The sequence below is a fragment of the uncultured Imperialibacter sp. genome (assembly GCF_963974565.1).
GTDB classification, from domain to species: Bacteria; Bacteroidota; Bacteroidia; order Cytophagales; family Cyclobacteriaceae; genus Imperialibacter; species Imperialibacter roseus.
In genome coordinates, this window is sequence record NZ_CAXBCJ010000020.1 from 56,083 (window position 1) to 79,168 (window position 23,086).

The following is a 23,086-nucleotide window of genomic DNA, read 5'->3' on the forward strand; positions in this document are numbered from 1 at the left end:
AAAGCACATATTATGCATTGGTTTGAAGGACACTATTGGGGTATGCACATCATCTGGTGGGTAATCTGGGTGATTTTTATCATTTGGATTTTTGCTACACCGTGGGACATACCCGGACAAAGAACAAAAAAGGAGACACCATTAGACCTTTTAAAAAAGAGGTACGCCAAAGGAGAAATCAGCAAAGAAGAGTATGAAGACATAAAAAAGAGCCTGCAAAAATGAAAGAAATAAAAGCTTTCGTCAGGCCGGACCGATTATCAGATATCGTAAATCATCTGCGAGAAGAAGGGTTTTGTTGCTTAACCGTTTTTGAAGGAGAAGGTACAGGACATTATACTGATGAGCGTAAAGACTTTCCTTCGTTACGACACCCATTTTCTCATGCCAAAATTGAAAAGCTAGAAGTAGTAATACCCGACCAGAAGGTGGACAAAGCAATGGAGATCATTCATAAATATGGAAAAACGGCTCATTCCGGAGATGGCATCATTTACATAACAGAGGTAATGGACATGGTGAAAGTTAAAACTTTAGAACCCGACTTGGAGAACAGAGACTTATGAAAAATATTTTAGTTCCAACTGACTTTTCAGAAACAGCTAACCGGGCTGCGGATATTGCCATTGCCTTAGCAGAGAAATCAAGTGCGGAGATTCATTTTTTGCACTTACAGATCACGCCTGTGCCTTGGGTCGAACTTGATAAGGAGAAGGAGCAGCGATTTCCCGAAACATTAAAGGAAATTGGGCATGCGAAGAACGAGCTTAATAAACTGGTAAAGAAAGCGGAAGCGAAAGGGTTGAAGGCGGCGCAGTTTCTCGTGTTTGATGTAGGTCGAGAGGAAATCCTCAAACATATTCCCTTTCATCACCACGATTTTGTAGTGATGGGTTCGCACGGTGCATCCGGTGCAAAAGAACTGTTTGTCGGATCCAATGCTCAAAAGGTATTGAGAGACGCTACCGTTCCCGTGTTGATCATCAAAGAAAAGTCTAAATGGCCTGTTAAAAACGTAGTTTTTGCATCCAATTTTGAAGAGGATGTAAAAGAACCCTTCAAAACAGTGGTGGAGTTTGCCGATCTCAATGAATCCGGCATTCACCTACTTTATGTCAATGTGCCATTTTCATTTGAGGAGACGGACAGAAGCCTTGAGAAAATGCATGCTTTTCATAAAAGCTGTCCTCGCGGAGGAACCTGCACAACCAACATCTACAACTCGTTAAATGAAGAACGCGGCATTCTAAAGTTTTCCGAATCTGTAAATGCCGACCTTATTGCTTTAACTACGCATGGTAGGTCCGGCTTTTTTAACCTGATAGGAAAGAGCATTACCGAAAACCTGGCAAACCATGCAGATATACCAATACTAAGCATTAACCTTAACCGATAACGATATGAAAAATATTTTAAAAACAATGGTGACACTTACTTTATTGATCACGGCTTTATCTGCCTGTCAGCAACAGAAGGATGTAAGCACATTGTTAGAAAAACATGACACCCGAAATGAAATATTTAATACCATCATTTCCGATCATGAATATGCTGAACAATTGATAACTAAAATGATGGAAGATGATCATACTAAAATGATGATGAAAGGAAACCAGGAAATGATGGGTATGATGATGTCAGAGAATGAAGACATGACGGCCATGATGAAGGATAATCCGGAAATGATGCACGGCATGATGAGCAATATGATGAATATGGCTGAGGCAGATTCATCAATGTGTGCACACTTGATGACTATGATGAAAGATAAACCCAATATGATGGGACAGATGATGGAAATGATGCACAAAGAAGGCATTATGGACAAGGAAACGATGATGAGAAACAAAGTAAAGATGGGGAAAGAAAACCATCCCGGCCACCACTAAAAACCTGAAGTTATGAGAAATCACATGTTTTGGATGCTGGTAGGATGCCTGGGGTTATTCCTACTGCTATTCCTGTTGCCGGTTTTCGGCTTCAACGGGACAAATTCGCTGTTTATCTTCCTCATTATTTTTTTCGTGGCCCACCTATTTATGATGGGAAGTCATGGAGGACACGGAGGCCATCGCGGCCATGGTAGCAATCAGGAAAATCAATCTAAAAACGAAAATGATCATGCAACACATAAACATTAAAAGATTCGCACTGGCCTGGGGGGTAACAGGTGTGGTATTCTACCTGGGCTGTATTATACTGATGGCCACTGTAGGCCGTGAAGGTACCATCCTGTTTTTTAACAGTTTGCTCCACGGACTTGACACCAGCCCCATCATCAGAATGGACGTACCCTGGACCGAAGCACTCATCGGACTGGTAGAAATGTTCATACTGGGCTGGTTATTTGGCGCACTCATAGCTACGGTCTACAATATATCTTTTAATAAAAAATACCGATGATTTAGTAAGGATGATAGACTATGTATGGCTGATTTGGTCTTTGACCATTCTTGCAGTATGGGGAATGATTTTTTTATTTAGAAAAGATTACAGAAAGGTGATGCTCAAAATGAGCCTCATCACTATGCCTTTTGGCCTGACAGAACCCTTGTTTGTTCCTGAATATTGGAACCCTCCTTCACTTTTTGATCTGGCTCAGCGTACAGGTTTTGATATGGAAAGCCTGATCTTTTCGTTTGCCATCGGAGGCATAGGTTCAGTGCTATATCAGTTGGTTTTTAAAAAAGTAACTGTTGAAATGTATTTATCAGAACGCACGCATAGACGCCATCGGATGCATCGGTATATCTTGTTTGTTCCTCCGGTAGTATTTCTCATCCTTGCTTATTTCACCAGTCTAAATCATATTTATTGTGGCATTTTAGCCATGTTTACCGGTACAATTGCCACCTTATACTGTCGCCCTGATCTTAAAGGCAAGATATGGATCGGTGGTTTTCTATTTACCCTGTTGTACTTTATTTATTTCGGTAGCATCTTACCATTTTTCCCCGAGTATGTGAACCTCTACTGGAACCTTGATGCTTTGACGCATATACTCATATTGGGAGTACCCCTGGAAGAACTTCTATTTGCTTTCACCTTTGGCATGTATTGGTCAAGCCTGTTTGAGCATCTGTACTGGCAAAAATTACAAGAACACCCTTTAAAAATGCATGTTTATGAATGAATATTGTAATACAGATGAGATGGTTTGCTTACCGGAAACCAATATGCCCCGGCTTGTCATTATTGGAGGAGGCTTTGCGGGACTTGCTCTTGCTAAGGCATTAAAGAGAAGTAGGATACAGGTTGTGCTGGTTGATAGACATAACTTTCATCAATTCCAGCCACTATTTTATCAGGTGGCTACCAGTGGCCTGGAGCCGGATAGCATCGTATTCCCATTTCGCAAACAAATCAGTGGTAATAAAAATACACTATTCAGGTACGCCACAGTTCAGCAAATAGAAGCAAAACAAAACCGGGTATTAACCAATAAAGGTATCATTGACTATGATTTCCTGGTTATAGCCACTGGGACTAAAACCAATTTTTTTGGCTTGACCGATATTGAAAAGTGGAGCTTGGGCATGAAAAGCATTCAGGATTCCCTGAATATTCGCCATACCATGATCCAGAACCTGGAGCAAGCAGCTATCACCTGTGATGAACATGAAAAAGACATTCTCACCAATTTTATTATAGTGGGTGGAGGCCCTGCCGGGGTTGAAATGGCAGGTGCCCTTGCAGAATTCAAGAAATATATATTACCGGGAGATTATCCGGAATACTCCTCCGAAATAATGGATATCTATCTGCTGGAGGCAGGTGATCAATTGCTGGCATCCATGTCTGACAAAGCTTCAGAAAAGGCACTGAAATATTTGACCCGGCTGGGCGTACAGGTTATGCTTGAGGAAGCAGTAGAATATTATGATGGATCGGCTGTCTCAACAAATTCAGGAAAGAAACTCTACGCTAGGAATCTGATCTGGACTGCCGGGGTAACAGGAGATTTTCCTGAAGGTATTGGAGAAGAAAGTATTGTTCGGGGAAACAGACTTCAAGTGAATAACACCCTGCTGGTAAAAGGGTACACCAATATTTTTGCCATTGGCGATATAGCTGCAGTAGTCAGCCAAAGAACACCCAAAGGCCATCCTCAGGTGGCACAGGTGGCCATCCAACAGGGTAAGTATCTGGGTGAAGTGATTAAGTACAGAATTGCGGGTAGAGAATATTCAAAACCATTTCGTTATCTGGATAAAGGGTCACTGGCCACTGTCGGTAAAAGAAGGGCGGTAGCCGATCTGGGTAAATTTCGGTTTGGTGGGTATATCGCCTGGTTTTTATGGTCGGTAGTACATCTTTTTTCCATTAGCGGTTTCCGAAATAAGCTGATGGTAGCACTGAACTGGGTGTGGAATTATTTCACCTATGACAAAGGCAATCGGCTAATCATCCGGGAGTACAAAAACAAGGACTTAGAAAAGGAGGAGTCCAAATGATTACCCGCCTAAACAACTTTTTGAATAATCTGGTAAAGAACCAATCAGCTTCAGGGATTGCCATTTTTCTGGCTGTACTGGTAGCCATGATCTGGGCTAATTCCCCATTCGGGGAAGTATATCAAAACTTTATTCACACTGAAATCTCGCTCTTGGTTGGGGAATTTGCTTTGTCAGAGTCACTATTACTTTGGGTAAATGATGGCTTAATGGCGATCTTCTTCCTACAGGTAGGCCTGGAGTTGAAAAGGGAAATTATAGGAGGAAAACTGTCTTCTTTCAGAAAAGCTATTTTGCCTATCGGAGCAGCTATTGGCGGCATGGTAGTTCCGGCAGCCATTTATCTTATTTTCAACTTCAATGCTGCTACCGAGCACGGTTGGGGAATCCCAATGGCTACAGACATAGCCTTTGCCATTGGAGTGCTTTCTTTTTTTGGAGATCGTGTACCTGTAGGGCTCAAAGTATTTTTGGTGGCCCTGGCTATAGTTGATGACTTAGGGGCGGTTTTGGTTATAGCTATATTTTATACTTCTGCTATTTCATACATGGATCTTTTGCACGCTATCTTGTTTTTTTTAGTACTGGTAGGAGGTAATTATTTAGGTATTCGCAAAGCCTGGTTTTATGCACTCATTGGGATCGGTGGGGTTTGGTTGGCATTTTTTTTCTCCGGGGTACATCCGACCATTGCAGGCATTCTCACGGCTTTCACCATTCCTGGTAAGGTTAAGATCAAGGAAGAAGATTACTTAAAAAATCTCCAAAAACTTCATTTGCAATTCTTAGAGGCAACTCCTATTAAGGGTAACTTCATTTCAGAAAAACAACTCAGTATTCTGGAAGAGATCAAGCAAAAATCAGATGATGCTGAAACTCCCTTGCAAAAAATAGAGCATCACCTGGCACCTATTGTAGGATTTTTTATTCTGCCCTTATTTGCCCTGGTCAATACCGGGATTCACATTCATGGAAATTTAGTAGAAATTTTAAGTCATCCCATTAGCCTGGGGATAGGTTTCGGGCTTTTGGTTGGCAAGTTTACCGGTATCTTAGGAGTAAGCTGGCTTTTGGTGAAATTTAAGCTGGCCGAGTTACAAGAAGGAATTTCCTGGAGACACCTTTCGGGAGTAGCCATGATAGCCGGAATAGGCTTTACCATGTCACTATTCATCACTGAATTGGCATTCCAAAAAGAGGAATATACATTCATTGCCAAACTAAGTATTTTGTTTGCTTCAGTGCTTGCCGGTGTCATTGGTGCAATTATACTTCGTCTGTATGGCAGAACAGAATCTACAACTAAGCCGGCAATGAACAATTGACTTATATACAATGGTAAACAAAATAGACTATGATAGTTTCTTAAAACAACTGATCAAGCGCCTGAGTCCGGCTGTGATACTGGTGGCTTTGGTGGCCATCGTTTATGTATACCTCATGCAATTTGTTGATCATAAAATAAGCTGGGTACCTTACCTGGTGGTTTTATTTGCCCTGACCAAAACCATATATTTTACATTTTTTACTTTCAAACAGGTAAATAAATCCATTCGCCAGTGTCATTCCTTTGGGCAATTGCTCTGGATTTTCGGGCTACTGGTACTGTTGATTATCTTCTCCTATGCCGCAGATTATAGCTGTATTGCTGCTGCCAATACAGGCTCATTTCAGGGATTTAACACATCGGACAACATGGGTTATCTCAGCTTTTTATTTGAGTTCTTCTATTTCAGTGTGGTAACTTTTGCGGCAATCGGTTACGGAGACATTGTACCCTTAACGTATCCTGCCAGGATATTGGTGATCATGGAGATCGCTCAAAGCTTTGTACTGATCGTATTCGGATTATCCAACATAAATAATATTCATACCAAAATTAAAACGCAATAACATTATGAAAAAGAAAATAGCACTTATCGGATATGGTGTAATCGGCAAAAGAGTAGCGGATGCTATTGCACTGCAAGAGGATATGGAATTGGCCGGAGTTTGTGATGTGATCAGTGATTGGCGCATTCAAGCAGCGGTAAGCAAAGGATATACTATTTATGCTGCTACTCCAGAAGCTAAAAGCGACATGGAGCAGGTAGATATTTCCCCGGCAGGCAACATGACTGACCTTTTAGATGTAGCAGATGTAGTAGTGGATTGTACCCCCAAGAAGATAGCTGTCCAAAACGTGCAGACGTACAAAGAGCGAGAAATCAAATTTATCCTTCAAGGAGGTGAAAAACACGAAACTACCGGACATTCCTTTAGCGCAGAAAACAATTATGCTTCCGCCCTAAACCGGGACAGTACTCGGGTAGTTTCGTGTAACACCACTTCAATTGTCAGGACACTTTCTGCATTGAAAAGAGCCGGACTGTTAGAAAGTGCCCGTGGTACTTTGCTTCGTAGAGCGACCGACCCCTGGGAAAGCCATCTCGGTGGCATCATGAATACTCTGGTACCTGAAAAAGACATCCCCAGCCATCAGGGACCTGATGCGCAAAGTGTAGACCCTGAGCTGGATGTAGTTACTATGGCGGTGAAAGTTCCTCAAACCCTGAGCCATCTACATTACTGGAATGTGCGACTTACCCGAAAAGCTGATAAAAAGGAAGTGATAGAGGCATTTCAGACATCTACACGAATCACGTTGATAAGCTATAACGATGGGTTGGTTTCCAATAATACGATCAAAGAAAGATACCTGGATATGGGACGACCCTGGGGCGATATGTACGAGGTAGCACTGTGGCAAGACATGCTAAAAGTAGAAGGTAATGAGCTCTATTACGCCTATGTAGTGGACAACCAGGCCATCGTAATCCCGGAGACCATTGATGCGATCAGGGCATTGACCGGGATAGAAGAAAGTGCCGAGAGATCAATTAAAAAGACAAATGAAAGTTTGAGGATCATATAATGAGCTTGTTTGATACAGAAATAAAATCTCTCAAATCACTTAATACCTATCTTCAAAAACTGGTAGCAGGCAAGCTCTGGTTAAAGGTACTCATTGCACTTTTCTTAGGAGTGGGTTTTGGCCTTCTTTTAAGCCCACAAAATGGATGGGTGAGCAAAGCCACTGCCGATGTTTTAGGTAACTGGCTGGCCCTGCCCGGCATGCTCTTTCTTAAGCTCGTGCAAATGATCATGATCCCGTTAATCGTGGCCTCTATCATTACTGGTATCGCCAGTAATGACAAAGACAACCTGAAAAAACTGGGAGGTGGTGTTTTACTTTATTTTGTGGCTACCACCATTATCTCCGTGAGTATAGGAACCCTTCTTGCCACCATTTTTAAACCGGGCAGCTACCTGCATGAACAGGCAGCTGCCGAGCATGAAGCAGTACTGGCGGCAGGCGAAGAAAATGCTGAATTATCGTTTGGCATCAATGATATGCCGGGCATCATTACCGATCTGCTGCCTGAAAACCCGCTGGCCTCTATGGTAAGCGGGGAAATGTTGAGCATTGTCATCTTTACCATTATTATTGGAGTGGCAGTATTATCATTGCCAGATAATCTGCTGAAACCTGTGAAGTTATTGCTGAGTGCAGTACAGGAAATTTGTATGACAGTAGTTAAGTGGGCCATGATTTTAGTACCCATAGCAGTTTTTGGTCTCATGGCTCAGCTTACATCCAGTGTAGGTCTAAGCTCCCTTGCCGGACTAGGTTATTACGTGATAGTAGTCTTGGCAGGTTTACTAATTTTAGTAGGCATATACCTGATGATGGTGAGTTTGTTAGGCCGCAGGAACCCGCTAAAATTCTTGGGAAAGATCAGAGGCGCTCAACTCCTGGCTTTTTCCACCACCAGTTCTGCTGCAGTAATGCCTCTTTCGTTGCAAACAGCAGAAGAAGAATTAAAAGTGGATCATGCGATCAGTAATTTTATCATCCCTATCGGGGCAACTGTCAATATGGATGGCACAGCTCTTTATCAAACCATAACCACTTTGTTCATTGCCCAAGCGTACGGGCTGGAAATGAGTTTGCTTAATATTATCGTTGTGGTTATAACTATAGTTGCTGCGTCAATAGGTACACCGGCCATTCCGGGAGGAGGAGTTGTAATTCTTGCATCTGTCTTGGGCAGTGCAGGTATTCCGGCAGAAGGTATCATCATCATTATCGGTGTAGAGCGATTATTGGGAATGTTTCGTACAGCGGTTAATGTCACCGGAGATTTGACTGCCTGTGTGGTTTTCAATCAATGGTATGGTACAGTTATGCGTCAAGTAGTCATAGCTCCTAAAACCGTGGAAGTAATAAATGAATGATTCCGAGAGTCATGGAGGAATATGTTAATCACACAAAAGCAATTCGAGGTTACTTTCTTACCGATAGAAAACTCATCAAATTCATCAAAAACCGTCCCGGTAATCAGGATATTGATGTCATCAAAGAGAAGGTTATGGCAGTAGCCGATCATAACAGGGTTGATTATTTCATCATGTGCGGCTTTCATGATCATATTGAAAGGCTAAAAATTGATAAACCTCTGACCAAAAGCGACCTTTCAATTGCCATTGGCCTTGCTCAAAATGGGCATAGCGGTATTGATAATGAAACTATAGCATTTGCATCCAGATATTGTGCCGTTCATGCCCCGATGTTTTTTCCATTATGGAATAAATATTCATTGAAAGTAATTCAAAGTTATCACCACAAGACTTTATTGCCATCCGATTATTTGGAATACAGTGAGTTGGTGCATGAGATAAAATCAAAGTTTAGCATGGCTCCTTTAAACTTCTTTGATATCAGTAAATTCTTTTGGATTTATCAGGACTACCTCATCAATTATTACTGCGAAAAGAGCTTTGACTCATAACCTCAGAAAAGTTTTTGAGTATCATAATTTCATACATCTAAAGTGAGATATCGTAAATACCTCCGAGGTGTAATATTCTAACTTTAACATTGGATTGTTAAAGTAGTATAAATGTCAGAAAAGACCGTTCTCATCACAAAAGCTTCAGGAGAAAGAGCCGCTTTCTCAACAGAAAAATTAAGGCAATCGCTGGAACGAGCCGGAGCAGATTTGGCTGTAACAGATCGGATTGTGAGCGAAATTGAGAAGCAGCTATTTGATGGAATGTCTACAAAAAAAATATACAATCAGGCCTTTTCCATGCTCAGGAAGTACTCAAAACCTGTCGCAGGAAGGTACAAAATCAAGCAGGCTATTTTAGAGCTAGGACCATCAGGATACCCCTTTGAAAAGTTCATTGGTGAAATTCTCAAACACCAGGGATACCGCACTAAAGTAGGTGTGATCATTCAGGGCCATTGTGTGACTCACGAAATAGATGTGGAGGCCGAAAAGGATAATAAGCACTTTATGGTAGAGTGCAAATTCCATAATCGGCAAGGTTATAAGTGCGATGTAAAAATTCCACTCTATATAAAATCCCGGTTTGAAGATGTAAAAAAGCAATGGCAGAAACGTAAAGATCATGCTACTAAGTTTCATCAGGGTTGGGTGGTGACCAATACCCGGTTCACCGAAGATGCCATTCAATATGGTATATGTTCCGGTTTGATTCTCGTAGGCTGGGATTATCCCCAACAAGGAAGTTTAAGTGACCGGATTAACTTGTCCGGTTTACATCCTATCACCTGCCTCACTACGCTTACCAAATCCGAAAAGCAACAGTTGATTGATAAGATGGTAGTACTCTGCAAAGAGCTTTGTGACAAGCCAAAGGTGCTTAATGAAATAGGAATATCTGATAAACGGATCAGAGGGATACTTAAAGAAGGAAACGAAATTTGTTCAAGCAGGGCCGTCTATTAAAAATGATTTGTATTTAAAGATGAAAGGAAAAATAACCATAAAATTTTTAGGTGCGGCTGGTACCGTTACAGGATCCAAATATTTGCTTGAAACCGGAAGTAAAAAGCTGATGGTGGATTGCGGTGTTTTTCAGGGATTAAAAGAACTGAGACTGCTCAATTGGGAGCCACCCGAGTATGTCCCGGCATCTATTGACGCGGTGGTACTTACCCATGGGCACCTTGATCACACAGGCTACCTGGCCCGCTTGGTGAAATTAGGCTTCAAAGGCAAAATATATGGAAGTGCGCCCACCCTCAAGATTGCTGAAATTATACTAAAAGACAGTGCTAAAATTCAGGAAGAGGAGGCTGCCAGAGCCAATAAAGAAGGATATAGTAAACACCATCCGGCAGAGGCTTTTTATGACCTGAAAGACGTTGAAAAAACAAGCCCACTTTTTAACCCTGTTTCAGAAGGAAAGTGGCATGTGATAGAAGAAGACTTTAAGGTTAGGTGGCAATACAATGGCCACATTATAGGATCAACCTTTATTGAAGTAGAGATCAACGATAGTCGCCTGGTGTTTTCTGGTGATATCGGACGCAAAAAAGATTTGCTGCTATATGCTCCTAAAAAGCCTGAAAAGGCAGATATACTGCTGATTGAATCCACCTATGGCGGCAGGGTGCATCCGGAAGAGGAAACTATAGTTCCTGAACTGGAACGTATCATCAATGAAACCATTGAACGGGGGGGCAGCCTGTTCATACCGAGCTTTGCGGTAGAGCGCACGCAATTGATGATGCTGATGATATGGCGGTTATTGAAAGAGAAGAAGATACCAAAAATACCCATGATCATGGACAGTCCGATGGGTGCCAATGTACTTCACCTCTTCCATGCCTCGCGGGATTGGCATAAGCTTAAACCGGAAGAATGTGATGAAATGTGTTCTCATTTTCAGGTAGTTAGCAACTATCGGAAAACCTTGGCGCTGAGGGAAGACAACAAATCCAAGATCGTCATTGCCGGAAGTGGAATGATGACGGGCGGACGAATACTGAACTATATGGAAACAAGATCAGGCAATAGTAATGACACCTTACTTTTTGTAGGCTATCAGGCAGAAGGAACCAGAGGAAGAAAACTGCTGGAAGGAGCGAAAGAAATTAAAGTGTATGGCAAATGGCTACCATTCAAAATGCACATGGAACACATTGAAGGACTGAGTGCGCATGGTGACCAAAACGATTTGATTGACTGGCTCTCTGAAATTAAAAAACAACCCGAAAAGGTATTCATTATTCATGGGGAAGCAGCGCAGGCAGAAGCTTTATCAAAAGCCCTGGAAGATAGTAAAGGATGGCAAACACATATCCCTCAACTTAATCAAACGGTAGAATTGTGATGGAAGCAAAGGATACCCGCCATAACGTATTAAAATTAGTAAGACTAGGCATTGATGCACGCAATGAATACATGGTATTTATGCGCAAGAATTGTCCGGTATGTGTGTCCGAAGGATTTGAGGCTTTAAATCGTATAAAAGTTTCAAAAGGAAATAAAACCATCGTGGCCTCACTCATCGTTTGGGACAATGAAGAACATCTGACTCATGACCAACTAAGCTTATCAGAAGCAGCCATTGATTCATTGGGAGCAAATGCTGGGGATGAACTCACCTTGAGTCATTTGGATGCCTTGGATTCCATGAGTGACGTCCGTAAGAAAATTTATGGACACCGCTTGAACCAGATAGCTTTTGACAGGATCATTGGCGATATCGTCAATCGGAATTTATCCAATATTCAACTTTCAGCTTTTCTGGCTTCCAGCACAGGGAATGCATTAAATCAGGAAGAAGTGATTGCCCTGACCCGTTCCATGATTAATGTGGGTTTTAAACTGGATTGGGGTAAAGATAAGGTTTATGATAAACACTGCATAGGTGGCTTGCCTGGTAACCGAACTACCCCACTGGTAGTGTCTATTGTTGCCGCAGCGGGGCTGACCATTCCTAAAACTTCTTCCCGTGCCATTACTTCTCCGGCTGGCACCGCTGACACCATGGAGGTAGTTACCAACGTAAATCTTACCACCGAGCAAATGAAAAAAGTGGTGGAGCTAGAAGGGGGGTGCCTGGCCTGGGGCGGATCAGTACAGTTAAGTCCGGCTGATGATATACTCATCCGTGTGGAAAAAGCATTAGATATTGATAGCGAAGGGCAGATGATCGCTTCCGTGCTTTCAAAAAAGGCGGCAGCAGGTTCTACTGATGTTGTGATTGATATTCCTGTCGGCCCAACGGCTAAAGTGCGCTCCCGGGAAGCTGCTGAGCATCTGTCAGAAAAGATGGTTGCCGTAGGCAAAGCCATCGGACTGAATATTGATATTATATTAACCGATGGATCGCAACCTGTAGGGCGGGGCATCGGCCCTGCACTGGAGGCAAGGGATGTTTTGTCCGTCTTAAGAAATGAAGACCATGCACCTGATGACCTACGCGAAAGAGCAGTACTACTGGCAGGCAGGTTACTTGAAATGGGAGGAAAAGCAGCCGAAGGGGCAGGCGCTCTTGAAGCTTTGAGGATTTTGAAAAGTGGAGAGGGCTACAAAAAATTTACCGCTATCTGCCAGGCACAAGGCTTTTTCAGGGAACCTGAAGTAGCCCCCCATAAGCACAAGATCAAGTCCATAACGACTGGGGTAGTTTCAGAAATTGATAATCGCAGACTTGCGAAAGTGGCTAAGCTGGCTGGTGCTCCGGGAGCGATGACAGCAGGCATTTTGCTTCTTACGCCTTTGAATACTCAGGTGGAAGAAAACGATACCCTGTTTGAAATCCATGCTGAGTCACGAGGAGAGCTTGAGTACGCCCTTTCTTATCTGGATACACAAAAAGAAATTATTAAAATAAAAGAGACATAGAAATATGGAAATGATAGTTTTTGCCTTACCGGGCAACGAAGATCTTACTGAAAAAATTGCCGGACACCTTCAGGCTGAAAAGGGTGAGGCAACCATCCGGCAGTTTCCCGATGGAGAGAGCTTTGTACAGATACATTCTGACGTAAAAGGAAAATGCGTGGTGATGGTTTGCACCTTATATAAACCGGACGCTAAGTTGCTGCCCTTATATTTTCTAAGTAAAACAGCCAAAGATCTGGGAGCCGCATGTACCTGCTTTGTAGCACCCTACCTGGCCTACATGAGGCAAGACAAACAATTTAACCCTGGAGAAGGGATCACCTCAACGTATTTTGCACAATTAATTTCCGGATTCGCAGAAACACTTACCACAGTAGACCCACATCTGCACCGTAGAAGCTCGTTAAGCGAAATCTATAGCGTACCTAATACCACAGTGCATGCGGCATCACACATTTCAAAATGGGTGAGCCAAAACATAGAAAAGCCGGTATTCATCGGCCCGGATAGCGAAAGTGAGCAGTGGGTTTCTAAGGTAGCAAAAGAAGCCGGTGCGCCCTTTACCGTGTTAGAAAAAGTACGACATGGTGACCGGGATGTAGAAGTATCCATACCGGATGTGGCAAAATATAAAGACCACACCCCGGTGCTGGTTGACGATATTATTTCCACTGCAAGGACTATGATTGAGACAGTGGGCCACTTAAAAAAAGCCAACATGAGACCTCCTGTATGTGTGGGAGTTCATGCGGTGTTTGCAGGTTCTGCTTTTCAAGACCTCAAAAATTCAGGCGTACAGCAGATCGTAACCTGTAACACCATCCCTCATGAAAGCAATGCTATTGATCTTTCTGAAACTTTGGCAATGGAGATTAAAGCGTTAATGAAGCACCATGCGTAATATCCTCTTCCTCATATTGATATTTCTGCAATTTACTCCCGGCATGTCCTATGGTCAGGAAAAGGAAATGTTGATTGAGCAGATTGCTGGAAAAAAAATAGTTCGTAAAAATTTTGACAAAAATGGAAAACCACAAGGCATGCAAATTTTTCTGACCGGAGAGTTAAAGCGGGAAAGTGAAACCTATACTGTAGAAGTGTTGGTGGAGTTGTATGATGAAAATAACCAATTGGATGAAAAATATACCACCACTTACAAGTGTAACCCCAGAGAATTTGATGTGCTGGTCAATGTATTTCCTTTTACCGATCCGGGAGATGAAAAGACAAAAGTGGATGTTACCTCAGAAGATTTTAAGCAGTTATATGATTTACAAAGTAGCAGTAAGTTGAAAGATATCTATTTGAAGATGAGCGTTGAATCGGGCGTACTCAGTTTTTTTGGTTCTAAAAGCCTGGTTACCATAAAAAACAGGCAGAGCAAAAAAGAAAATGGAAAGATAACTATTAGTAGTGATGCTGTAGTTGAAGCCTATGTGATGGGCCTAAAGATAAAGACCATCAACTACACGGTTGAAGAATACCTGACTGAGAGTTTAGTATTACAACGTCAGAAATTCACGGAGGATGACGGAGCATATTTTACCATGGCCTATGAGCAAAATAATAAAGAGTAGAAAATGGTAGACTTAAATCATATAACCACCTTGCCGCCAGCAGAAGCTGATAAAATGGAAACAAAGAAGGCACTTAAAAAACTGCGTAAGGAGCTTTTTAAGCTACAGAATAAGTTCTATGCCGATGGCAGATACAGTATGCTTATCATCTTGCAGGGCCTTGACACTTCAGGCAAGAACGGGACCATCCGTCACGCTTTCAGTGGTATGAACCCGCAAGGTGTGCAGGTTACTTCTTTTAAAAAGCCTACAGCTGACGAGCTCAAACACGATTTTTTGTGGCGCATTTATCCCCACTTTCCTGAGAAAGGGATGATCAAGGTATTTAACCGATCATACTATGAAGACATTTTGGTGCCAGCGACAAACAAAAGCTTGTCAGAGGATGTGTTGGAGCATCGCATCAATTTGATTAACGAATTGGAGCATCACCTGCTCGCAAATAATACTTTGATCTTAAAGTTTTACTTGCATATCTCAGCTGATGAGCAGGTAAAGCGTATAGAAGATCGGAAAACAAAACCACACAAACGCTGGAAATATGCCAAAGAAGATGAACTCGTACCCAACCAATGGGATGATTATCGGGAGGTGTACCATAACATACTGAATACCTGCGACCACTTGCCCTGGCATATCATCCCTGCAGACAAGCGTTGGTATCGTAATTATACCGCAGCGAAAATTTTAGCTGATCAACTTGAAAAACTTAACCTGGAATACCCCAACATCTAAATTTTGTAAATATGGAAAATCACAAAGGACATAATCACGAGCACCATCATCACAGCAATACCTCCAAAGAAGAGGCACGAGATAAGAAAGAAGAGGTGAAAGATTCCTTAGCAGAAAAATCCAAACACGGTCATGAGAAGGCGATGAATCATTCATCTCATGGGAGACATGGTGATCATTCCGGTCATAACGCCGGACATGGAGAAATGGGCCATGACCATCACAAAATGATGATTGAGGATTTTAAAAAGCGTTTTTGGATATCCCTTGTTTTGACGATTCCGATTTTGGTCTTTTCTCCCATGATCCAGGGCTTTTTTGGCTATGAATGGCTGCTGCCGGGCAATGCGTACATTTTGTTCGGGCTTTCTACCATCGTTTATTTTTATGGGGGCTGGCCTTTTCTGAAAGGGTTAAAGGATGAGCTGAAGGAGGGTGCCCCGGGCATGATGACTTTAATTTCTATGGCCATCAGTGTAGCCTATTTTTATAGTTCCGCAACAGTTTTCGGCCTTGAAGGGGAGGATTTCTTCTGGGAACTGGCCACCCTAATTGATATCATGCTACTGGGCCATTGGCTGGAAATGAAGTCGGTTCTGGGAGCTTCAAAAGCGCTGCAATTGTTGGTAAGTATGATGCCTTCGGAGGCACATAGGGTGAAAGGCGATGCTGTAGAAGATGTGAAACTGGAAGACCTGCAAAAAGGAGATATTATCCTGATCAAACCTGGTGAAAAAGTTCCGGCTGATGGTATTATCGTAGAGGGGGAAAGCTATCTGAACGAGTCTATGCTGACCGGGGAATCCAAACCTGTCAAAAAAGGTATGGAGAATAAAGTAATCGGAGGTTCGCTCAATGGCAATGGTTCACTCAAAGTAAAGGTGGAGCATACCGGAAAAGACAGCTACCTTAATAAAGTAATTACGCTGGTACAAGAGGCGCAAAAGTCTAAGTCAAAAATGCAAAATTTGTCAGACCGTGCCGCCAAGTGGCTTACCTATATCGCATTAGCGATAGGCTTTGGGACGCTGGCTACCTGGTTGTTTTTAGGTTTTCCATTTGTCTATGCCCTGGAGAGAATGGTGACGGTGATGGTTATTGCCTGCCCTCATGCATTAGGTTTGGCCATACCATTAGTAGTAGCCATATCCACAGCAGTTTCTGCTCAGAATGGATTATTGATACGCAATAGAACGGCATTTGAGGAATCCAGAAAGATTTCGGCCCTTGTTTTTGATAAGACCGGAACACTAACTAAAGGTGATTTTGGTGTTACCCGTGTAGAGGCGGTAGATCAGCAATTTGAACCAGATGAATTACTGAGGCTTTCCAGTGCATTAGAGCAAAGTTCGGAGCATCCTATTGCCGTTGGCATCATTAAAAAAGTGAAAGAGAAAAACATTGCGGTTCCCAAGCCTGAAAACTTCAATGCCATTACCGGTAAAGGGGTTGAAGCAAAAGTGGAAGGGAAAGATGTGAAAGTAGTGAGCCCCGGCTATCTGAAAGATGAGCATATTTCCATACCTGATGGTGCCTACAGCAGTGCAGCCGAGACAGTCGTTTTTGTTCTCGTGGATAATAAACTGGCCGGGTACATCGCCCTGGCAGATGAGATCAGACCGGAAAGTGCCGAGGCAATTAAAGTGTTCAAAAACAACAACATCAAAGTGATGATGGCCACCGGTGACAATGAAACAGTCGCCAAAGCAGTAAGTGAAGAACTAGGCCTGGACGGCTACTATTCAGAAGTACTGCCACATCAAAAAGTGGAAATAGTAAAAGAGCTTCAGTCTAAGAGCGAGTTTGTCGCCATGACCGGTGATGGCGTGAACGATGCGCCTGCTCTGGCACAAGCCAATGTGGGTATTGCGGTAGGCTCAGGAACAGATGTAGCAGCCGAAACAGCCGACATAATCTTGGTAAACAGCAACCCGCAGGATATAGCCAACCTGATTTTATTTGGGAAGGCCACTTACAACAAAATGATTCAAAACCTGATATGGGCTACCGGTTATAACACTGTTGCAATTCCTTTGGCAGCAGGGGTGCTTTACACATCTGGTTTCGTTTTAGGTCCGGCAGTTGGTGCGGTTTTTATGAGTTTGAGTACGATCATAGTGGCCATCAATGCACAGCTACTGAAGAAGAAAATCGGTAACAAATAATGGGTAATCGCGAAATCCTTGGCAGGATCATCATTATCCTGCTAAGTATTTTTGTAGTTATGAGTGGGTATGGTGTATTGCTTCCCGTTTTGCCCTACTATACGGAAAGGCTTGCATTAAAATCCGGCATTATAGCAGAGGAGGATATCAACTATCACATTGGAATTCTCACCAGCATTTACCCGTTTTTTCAGCTACTCTTTGCTTTTATATGGGGCAAACTGTCCGACCGTTTTGGTCGCAAGATGCTGATCACTATGGGGTTATCAGGCTTTGTTATTATGCAGGTTTTAACAGGCTTGTCTACTTCTTTGTTAATGCTGTATGTAGCCCGTATTTTAGGTGGTATATTCTCGTCTTCGGTTATACCTGTGGGCAATGCATTTCTCAGTGACCTTACCAACAGCATGCAGCGTAGAAAAGTACTGGCCTGGTCGGGGGTGGCTGTCAGTACAGGTGTGATTACCGGGCCTATGATTGGTGGTTACCTGGCACAAACCAATTTACATTTTGACACGAGAATGGGACACTTGCTATTGGATAGATTCAGTATCCCGTTCCTTGCAGTCGCCTTACTAGGAACAATTATTTTGTTGCTTGCATTCGGTTGGCTCAAAAACCCCAAAGCACAAAGTCTTAACATCATAGAAGCAGGCCAAAAGCCAGAGTCAAATGTGAAACGTGATTTTGTTCTACTATTGTTTCTCTCATTAATTCTTCGACTGGCCGTAACCTTGTTTGAGACGGTGTTTTCTGTTTATGCCAAAGACATTCTCTTGTTTGACACTTCCCAGGTAGGACTTGGGTTTATGCTTTGTGGCCTGGTTATGGCCGTTTTACAGCCATTATTTGCCAATGTAGATGCCAAAACTATCTCTGTAAACACACAACTTTTTATCGGTTTTGCATTGGCTGCTTTTGCTATGATTGTTTTTTCTTTTTGGACATACAATATCTACGTATATACCATGATTGTAATTTTTGCGATCGGAGGTGCAATGGTCACTCCCAACCTAATTACCATGATTTCTTTGGTGGATAAAAACCATACCGGGGCGAATCTGTCTTTACAAACATCAGTGAATAGTATTGGTCAGGTATTGGGACCGATGTTAGGCATATGGTTATACACAATCGGTAGCTCATGGCCTTATCCGGTGATTGGCACGGTGTTATCGCTTGTAGCCGTTCTCATAATTCCGAACTTAAGATTTAAAAGCCAAAAAATGACATAAGACAATAGTAACTATAAAAATCAGATGCTATGAAATGAGCATGTTTGGCAAACACCAACCAGTGATGAATGCTGATGATGCGAATTCCATGTGGCAACTAAAAAAATTACATACACATGAAAAAAATAAATGAATATTTAGGAGATCAGGCGGAATGTCTTCTGCAACATACTTGTAAAACGATTGATAGAACAAGACTTACTTTACCTGGTTCAGATTATCTGGATAATGTTTTTGTCAATAGCAACAGAAATCCACAAGTACTCAATGCACTTTCACGCCTGTATAACAGTGGCAATCTCTCTGGAACAGGCTACCTATCCATCCTTCCGGTGGATCAGGGTATTGAGCATACGGCAGGGAGTGCTTTTGGCCCTAATCCCGACTACTTTGACCCCGAGAATATTGTACAACTTGGTTTGGAAGCAGGTTGTAACGGTGTTGCCTCTACCTTTGGCGTATTAGGGCTTACCGCCCGAAAGTATGCCCATAAGATTCCATACATCGTAAAAATCAACCACAATGAGTTGCTTACATACCCCAATAAATATGACCAGATCTTATTTGGGACGGTAAAGGACGCCTGGAACATGGGAGCTTGTGCGATTGGCGCAACCATCTATTTTGGGTCCCCCGAATCAAACAGGCAAATACGTGAAATCTCAGATGCTTTCACTTATGCGCATGAATTGGGAATGGCTACCATTTTATGGTGTTACACCCGAAATGAATCCTTTAAAACAAAAGATAACGACTATCACACAGCTGCAGACCTTACCGGACAGGCCAACCATCTGGGAGTAACCATTCAGGCAGATATCATCAAACAAAAACTGCCGGATACAAATGGTGGTTTCAGAGAGTTGAAATTTGGTAAGACCTCTGAAGAAATGTACGGCAAGTATATTTCCGATCATCCCATTGATATGTGTCGCTATCAAGTAGCCAACTGTTATATGGGCAAGATAGGCTTGATCAATTCGGGAGGAGCTTCCTCTGGAGAATCGGACTATGCCGAAGCAGTAAAAACAGCCGTGATTAATAAAAGAGCAGGTGGAATGGGTTTGATTTCGGGAAGAAAGGCATTCCAGCGACCAAGGAAAGAAGGTGTTCAACTGCTCAACCTGATCCAGCAGGTGTACCTGGATGAAAAAATTACGATTGCTTAATGATTAACATAGCACCCTGTAAAGATGAAACGATTTATCATCCTAATTTTAGGCGCAACAGTGTTCATATAGGCTTGCGATGATTCCGGAAAACAGGGACACCCCGGTAACTAAGTGGTGGACTTATTTGTACGTTCAGTAAATGATAAAAATTTGAAACCTTCAAATGCAGTGGTCTCGGACAAAGCCAAGATTTATGAACAAGAACCCATTGATGAGTCATGGAAGCACTATCGTGATGGCCATTTGTGGACATAATGGCTATAGGTCAACACCTGAAGCTAGTTACAGTATACCTGCCAAAGCATAAATTTCCATGCTTAACTATGATGCAATGCAGGGAGGCTTGCGGGATTGGTCAAATGGCCGATTATCAGATTGATACAATTCTGAGTCAATTTAAGTTGATAGCTGAGGTGTAAAAGCCTAAACTGTGTTCGGTTACAAAAACAGAGCCAATTTGTGTAAAGGTTTCTGGTACCTACTTTCCGTAAAATAGCATCGGATATGCATTAAGCTGTCTGAGTTCGCAGAATACGGCGAGTATTACCTATAAAGATGGACTTAAGAAATTTACAGAAAAATACATTTTGAAAATCATTGTAGACTATCGGGTTAGTTACGCAATAAACTTCTCGAACGTTTTTGGAATAGCTAGCGACCAGATAAAAATTAAAGTGAAATAGAGAGACTAGGAACGTCAGAATATCATAAACCTTCCACAAGATTTCAATAATAGATTGGCGTACCTCTTCCGTAAATTTACGTAGCAATAAAATTTAAAGCAGTATGGAATTCTTAAGTGCCATTTTTCTTTAAGAATATTTTTCTGTTAACGCCCTTTCGCTGACGCTCAAGTTTCCTGAACAGCGCTCGAAAACTGTCCTAAGGATGTTCTCAGTTCGTGAATGGAGGTTGCTTGGCATTTAAAATGAAGGCTGTTGATGGCATTGTGATCAAATATGAGGGGGCCGTAGAGCCAAAAACATAATACACAAACATTAAATTTCTATTAATCATGAAAGTCATAAGTTTTAGCAAATTAGTCATACTCCCACTGATGCTTTTGGTATCAGGCGTAGTATATGCACAGCAGCCTGCGCTGCAGTATTTCAGGCCCAATAGCAAAGCAGGGGTCAACGTATTCGAACCCTCCAAACAGGATACCGTAGCATTTGACGGCCTCAAAGTCCGGGTTGGAGGTGATTTTGGCATGCAGTTCCAGGGCCTCAACCAAACGAACTACCTGGACAGCCTCGTGGAGCTGGGCTCCAATTTCAACCTGCCTAGTGCCAACTTAAACCTGGACGTACAGTTGTATGATGGGGTCAGGATGCACCTGCGTACCTACCTCTCATCTAAAAATCATAACGAATCCTGGGTGAAAGGAGGCTACATGCAAATAGACAAGCTCGATTTTATCAAATCCGGCTTTCTGGAAGGTTTGATGGAAGTAACCAGGGTCACCATTGGTATGGATGAGTTTAACTACGGTGATGCCCACTTCAGAAGGAGCGACAATGCAAGGGCTATTTTCAATCCCTTCATTGGCAATTATATTATGGACGCTTTTTCTACTGAAGCGTTTGGAGAAGTGACCATACAGAAAAGCGGTTTTCTCGGAGTTCTTGGAGTAACAAATGGTAAGCTCAACCAGAGTGTAGTAGTCAATGACAATTCTGACAACAAAGCCTCATTTTTCGGAAAACTCGGCTATGATAACCAGCTAAGCAATGACTTGAGGGTGCGTCTCACAGGCTCATGGTACATCAACAAGGGCACCACTACTGGGACCTACCTTTTTGGTGGAGACCGGGCAGGTTCACGATATTATAATGTGATGCAGACGCTGGACGGAGATGGCAATGCTTTTGAGGGTCGTTTCAATCCACGGTTCAAACAATTGACCGCCATACAAGTAACCCCATTCATCAAATTCAAAGGCCTGGAGTTTTTCGGAATCTATGAAGTGGCTTCCAACAGCGATGACCAGGGTACTGGGTCTTTCACTCAGCTTGCGGGTGAGCTACTCTATCGCTTTGGCGGCACAGAGCAGTTTTACCTAGGCGGCAGGTACAACACCGTATCTGGAAAAATGACTGAAAACTCCCTCACACAGGAGATCAACCGGTTGAATATCGGTGGAGGCTGGTACCTGACCAACAATGTGATGGCCAAAGTAGAATATGTTACCCAAAAATATGATGGTGAGGGTTGGACATCCACCAAGTATAATGGCGGAGAGTTCAACGGGGTAAACCTTGAAGCTGTGATCAGCTTCTAGGGATGGTGAAGAGTGTGCCGGATGACTGGGTTCGGCACTTTTCTTCATTTTATCTTTATTCAAAGAAATATTACTCTTTACGAACCTTTTTAATATGACTGAAATGCTTACTACAACTGATAATTTGGCTTCATAGCATTCCTTTGCTACCAAATTTCATCAAGAGGGAATCAAACTCAATAGGAAAAATTTTGTACACTAGCAAAGTGTCTTTAAAAAAAAGTGCAACGTTTTAGAAAAATATCGGCCATTCTGTTATCCATGCTGGTGCTGTTCAGTTCTACGAGCTTCACCTTTAGCATGCATTTCTGCATGGGCCAGTTGGAAAGCATTGCACTATTTCAGCAGGCCAAACCCTGTGAAATGGTTACACAACCTGCACCTTGCGTCCATGACCATAATGGATCTCGGGAGTGTGAACATAACCGTGCACATACGGCTAAAAAAGGCTGCTGCGAAGATCACTTATTGCAGGTAGAAGGACAAGATGAACTTGCCCAGGTTGCGGCTTCCGTTTCCATGCCGGATTTTCACATGGTAGCGGTGCTTTACGCACTTGTCTCGTTCATTTCCAGCGCTCCTACTGTTGATTATTATTCCTACAAAGACTATTCTCCTCCTTTGGTTGGGCGGGACATACCTGTGCTCGTTCAGTCCTTCCTTATTTAAGCATCTCATTCGGTGTAGTGCAAAGATGGCTACTCCATCTCCAAAAGGGCATTTGTTTATGCCTTTAACAGATCAGCATATAGAAAATTG

At 42.5% G+C, this 23,086-nt stretch carries 23 protein-coding genes; all 23 read left to right on the forward strand.

Going from position 1 to position 23,086, the window contains the following annotated elements:
• The first annotated feature begins 12 nt into the window (after nt 1–12).
• The 23 genes from AAC052_RS22390 to AAC052_RS22500 all read left to right on the forward strand — a co-directional run bounded on the left by AAC052_RS22390 (nt 13) and on the right by AAC052_RS22500 (nt 22,996).
• Nucleotides 13–225, forward strand: a complete 213-nt coding sequence (locus AAC052_RS22390; protein WP_339790123.1) for an SHOCT domain-containing protein — start codon at nt 13–15, stop codon at nt 223–225.
• Nucleotides 222–566 carry a P-II family nitrogen regulator gene (locus AAC052_RS22395; protein WP_339790121.1) on the forward strand — a complete coding sequence of 115 codons (345 nt, stop codon included), beginning with the start codon at nt 222–224 and terminating at the stop codon, nt 564–566. Before AAC052_RS22390 ends, AAC052_RS22395 begins: the two co-directional genes overlap by 4 nt.
• Entirely contained in the window at nt 563–1,396 is an 834-nt protein-coding gene (locus tag AAC052_RS22400) for a universal stress protein (RefSeq protein WP_339790117.1), read from the forward strand. The genes AAC052_RS22395 and AAC052_RS22400 overlap by 4 nt, the downstream gene beginning before the upstream one ends.
• Nucleotides 1,397–1,400: 4 nt before the next feature.
• Complete coding sequence (locus tag AAC052_RS22405; protein ID WP_339790115.1) at nt 1,401–1,889, forward strand: hypothetical protein; 489 nt, start codon at nt 1,401–1,403, stop codon at nt 1,887–1,889.
• Nucleotides 1,890–2,121: 232 nt separating this feature from the next.
• On the forward strand, nt 2,122–2,403 hold the full coding sequence (locus AAC052_RS22410) for a DUF5676 family membrane protein (protein WP_339790113.1): 282 nt from the start codon (nt 2,122–2,124) through the stop codon (nt 2,401–2,403).
• Between the two features lie 10 nt (nt 2,404–2,413).
• Complete coding sequence (locus tag AAC052_RS22415; protein ID WP_339790110.1) at nt 2,414–3,133, forward strand: lycopene cyclase domain-containing protein; 720 nt, start codon at nt 2,414–2,416, stop codon at nt 3,131–3,133.
• Nucleotides 3,126–4,454 (forward strand): NAD(P)/FAD-dependent oxidoreductase, encoded by a 1,329-nt coding sequence (locus AAC052_RS22420; protein WP_339790108.1) that lies wholly within the window; start codon nt 3,126–3,128, stop codon nt 4,452–4,454. Before AAC052_RS22415 ends, AAC052_RS22420 begins: the two co-directional genes overlap by 8 nt.
• The gene (gene nhaA, locus AAC052_RS22425; protein WP_339790106.1) at nt 4,451–5,779 is read left to right on the forward strand and encodes a Na+/H+ antiporter NhaA; all 1,329 of its coding nucleotides are present in this window, start codon (nt 4,451–4,453) and stop codon (nt 5,777–5,779) included. Before AAC052_RS22420 ends, nhaA begins: the two co-directional genes overlap by 4 nt.
• Before the next feature lie 10 nt (nt 5,780–5,789).
• Nucleotides 5,790–6,347: an ion channel gene (locus AAC052_RS22430; RefSeq protein ID WP_339790104.1), complete on the forward strand. Its 558-nt coding sequence runs from the start codon at nt 5,790–5,792 to the stop codon at nt 6,345–6,347.
• Nucleotides 6,348–6,351: 4 nt separating this feature from the next.
• Nucleotides 6,352–7,368 (forward strand): type II glyceraldehyde-3-phosphate dehydrogenase, encoded by a 1,017-nt coding sequence (locus AAC052_RS22435; RefSeq protein WP_339790101.1) that lies wholly within the window; start codon nt 6,352–6,354, stop codon nt 7,366–7,368.
• A complete protein-coding gene (locus tag AAC052_RS22440; protein ID WP_339790098.1) occupies nt 7,368–8,732 on the forward strand; it encodes a dicarboxylate/amino acid:cation symporter in 1,365 nt (454 codons plus the stop codon). Before AAC052_RS22435 ends, AAC052_RS22440 begins: the two co-directional genes overlap by 1 nt.
• A gap of 11 nt (nt 8,733–8,743) precedes the next feature.
• Complete coding sequence (locus AAC052_RS22445) at nt 8,744–9,286, forward strand: hypothetical protein (protein WP_339790096.1); 543 nt, start codon at nt 8,744–8,746, stop codon at nt 9,284–9,286.
• A 111-nt stretch (nt 9,287–9,397) separates the two neighbouring features.
• A complete protein-coding gene (locus AAC052_RS22450) occupies nt 9,398–10,252 on the forward strand; it encodes a restriction endonuclease (RefSeq protein WP_339790093.1) in 855 nt (284 codons plus the stop codon).
• 19 nt (nt 10,253–10,271) lie between these two features.
• Nucleotides 10,272–11,642 (forward strand): MBL fold metallo-hydrolase, encoded by a 1,371-nt coding sequence (locus AAC052_RS22455; RefSeq protein ID WP_339815563.1) that lies wholly within the window; start codon nt 10,272–10,274, stop codon nt 11,640–11,642.
• Complete coding sequence (locus AAC052_RS22460) at nt 11,642–13,162, forward strand: thymidine phosphorylase family protein (protein WP_339790089.1); 1,521 nt, start codon at nt 11,642–11,644, stop codon at nt 13,160–13,162. The genes AAC052_RS22455 and AAC052_RS22460 overlap by 1 nt, the downstream gene beginning before the upstream one ends.
• Nucleotides 13,163–13,166: 4 nt before the next feature.
• Nucleotides 13,167–14,063 carry a ribose-phosphate pyrophosphokinase gene (locus AAC052_RS22465; protein WP_339790087.1) on the forward strand — a complete coding sequence of 299 codons (897 nt, stop codon included), beginning with the start codon at nt 13,167–13,169 and terminating at the stop codon, nt 14,061–14,063.
• The gene (locus AAC052_RS22470; RefSeq protein ID WP_339815564.1) at nt 14,056–14,739 is read left to right on the forward strand and encodes a hypothetical protein; all 684 of its coding nucleotides are present in this window, start codon (nt 14,056–14,058) and stop codon (nt 14,737–14,739) included. The genes AAC052_RS22465 and AAC052_RS22470 overlap by 8 nt, the downstream gene beginning before the upstream one ends.
• Before the next feature lie 3 nt (nt 14,740–14,742).
• The gene (locus AAC052_RS22475; RefSeq protein WP_339790081.1) at nt 14,743–15,474 is read left to right on the forward strand and encodes a PPK2 family polyphosphate kinase; all 732 of its coding nucleotides are present in this window, start codon (nt 14,743–14,745) and stop codon (nt 15,472–15,474) included.
• A gap of 11 nt (nt 15,475–15,485) precedes the next feature.
• Complete coding sequence (locus AAC052_RS22480) at nt 15,486–17,639, forward strand: copper-translocating P-type ATPase (RefSeq protein ID WP_339790078.1); 2,154 nt, start codon at nt 15,486–15,488, stop codon at nt 17,637–17,639.
• Entirely contained in the window at nt 17,639–18,874 is a 1,236-nt protein-coding gene (locus AAC052_RS22485) for an MFS transporter (RefSeq protein ID WP_339790075.1), read from the forward strand. Before AAC052_RS22480 ends, AAC052_RS22485 begins: the two co-directional genes overlap by 1 nt.
• A 116-nt stretch (nt 18,875–18,990) precedes the next feature.
• Entirely contained in the window at nt 18,991–20,043 is a 1,053-nt protein-coding gene (locus tag AAC052_RS22490) for a class I fructose-bisphosphate aldolase (protein WP_339790073.1), read from the forward strand.
• 1,018 nt (nt 20,044–21,061) lie between these two features.
• Nucleotides 21,062–22,327, forward strand: coding sequence for a hypothetical protein (locus AAC052_RS22495; protein ID WP_339790071.1), 1,266 nt, complete (start codon nt 21,062–21,064; stop codon nt 22,325–22,327).
• A 222-nt stretch (nt 22,328–22,549) separates the two neighbouring features.
• Nucleotides 22,550–22,996, forward strand: a complete 447-nt coding sequence (locus AAC052_RS22500; protein ID WP_339790069.1) for a hypothetical protein — start codon at nt 22,550–22,552, stop codon at nt 22,994–22,996.
• The last annotated feature ends 90 nt before the right edge of the window (nt 22,997–23,086 follow it).

Coding starts and splice junctions, on each gene's coding strand:
- AAC052_RS22435 (WP_339790101.1), top strand. CDS start 6,352: ATGAAAAAGAAAATAGCACTTATCGGATATGGTGTAATCGGCAAAAGA.
- AAC052_RS22405 (WP_339790115.1), top strand. CDS start 1,401: ATGAAAAATATTTTAAAAACAATGGTGACACTTACTTTATTGATCACG.
- AAC052_RS22430 (WP_339790104.1), top strand. CDS start 5,790: ATGGTAAACAAAATAGACTATGATAGTTTCTTAAAACAACTGATCAAG.
- AAC052_RS22440 (WP_339790098.1), top strand. CDS start 7,368: ATGAGCTTGTTTGATACAGAAATAAAATCTCTCAAATCACTTAATACC.
- AAC052_RS22495 (WP_339790071.1), top strand. CDS start 21,062: ATGAAAGTCATAAGTTTTAGCAAATTAGTCATACTCCCACTGATGCTT.
- AAC052_RS22400 (WP_339790117.1), top strand. CDS start 563: ATGAAAAATATTTTAGTTCCAACTGACTTTTCAGAAACAGCTAACCGG.
- AAC052_RS22490 (WP_339790073.1), top strand. CDS start 18,991: ATGAAAAAAATAAATGAATATTTAGGAGATCAGGCGGAATGTCTTCTG.
- AAC052_RS22480 (WP_339790078.1), top strand. CDS start 15,486: ATGGAAAATCACAAAGGACATAATCACGAGCACCATCATCACAGCAAT.
- AAC052_RS22450 (WP_339790093.1), top strand. CDS start 9,398: ATGTCAGAAAAGACCGTTCTCATCACAAAAGCTTCAGGAGAAAGAGCC.
- AAC052_RS22465 (WP_339790087.1), top strand. CDS start 13,167: ATGGAAATGATAGTTTTTGCCTTACCGGGCAACGAAGATCTTACTGAA.
- AAC052_RS22410 (WP_339790113.1), top strand. CDS start 2,122: ATGCAACACATAAACATTAAAAGATTCGCACTGGCCTGGGGGGTAACA.
- AAC052_RS22455 (WP_339815563.1), top strand. CDS start 10,272: ATGAAAGGAAAAATAACCATAAAATTTTTAGGTGCGGCTGGTACCGTT.
- AAC052_RS22460 (WP_339790089.1), top strand. CDS start 11,642: ATGGAAGCAAAGGATACCCGCCATAACGTATTAAAATTAGTAAGACTA.
- nhaA (WP_339790106.1), top strand. CDS start 4,451: ATGATTACCCGCCTAAACAACTTTTTGAATAATCTGGTAAAGAACCAA.
- AAC052_RS22485 (WP_339790075.1), top strand. CDS start 17,639: ATGGGTAATCGCGAAATCCTTGGCAGGATCATCATTATCCTGCTAAGT.
- AAC052_RS22445 (WP_339790096.1), top strand. CDS start 8,744: ATGGAGGAATATGTTAATCACACAAAAGCAATTCGAGGTTACTTTCTT.
- AAC052_RS22420 (WP_339790108.1), top strand. CDS start 3,126: ATGAATGAATATTGTAATACAGATGAGATGGTTTGCTTACCGGAAACC.
- AAC052_RS22475 (WP_339790081.1), top strand. CDS start 14,743: ATGGTAGACTTAAATCATATAACCACCTTGCCGCCAGCAGAAGCTGAT.
- AAC052_RS22470 (WP_339815564.1), top strand. CDS start 14,056: ATGCGTAATATCCTCTTCCTCATATTGATATTTCTGCAATTTACTCCC.
- AAC052_RS22390 (WP_339790123.1), top strand. CDS start 13: ATGCATTGGTTTGAAGGACACTATTGGGGTATGCACATCATCTGGTGG.
- AAC052_RS22415 (WP_339790110.1), top strand. CDS start 2,414: ATGATAGACTATGTATGGCTGATTTGGTCTTTGACCATTCTTGCAGTA.
- AAC052_RS22395 (WP_339790121.1), top strand. CDS start 222: ATGAAAGAAATAAAAGCTTTCGTCAGGCCGGACCGATTATCAGATATC.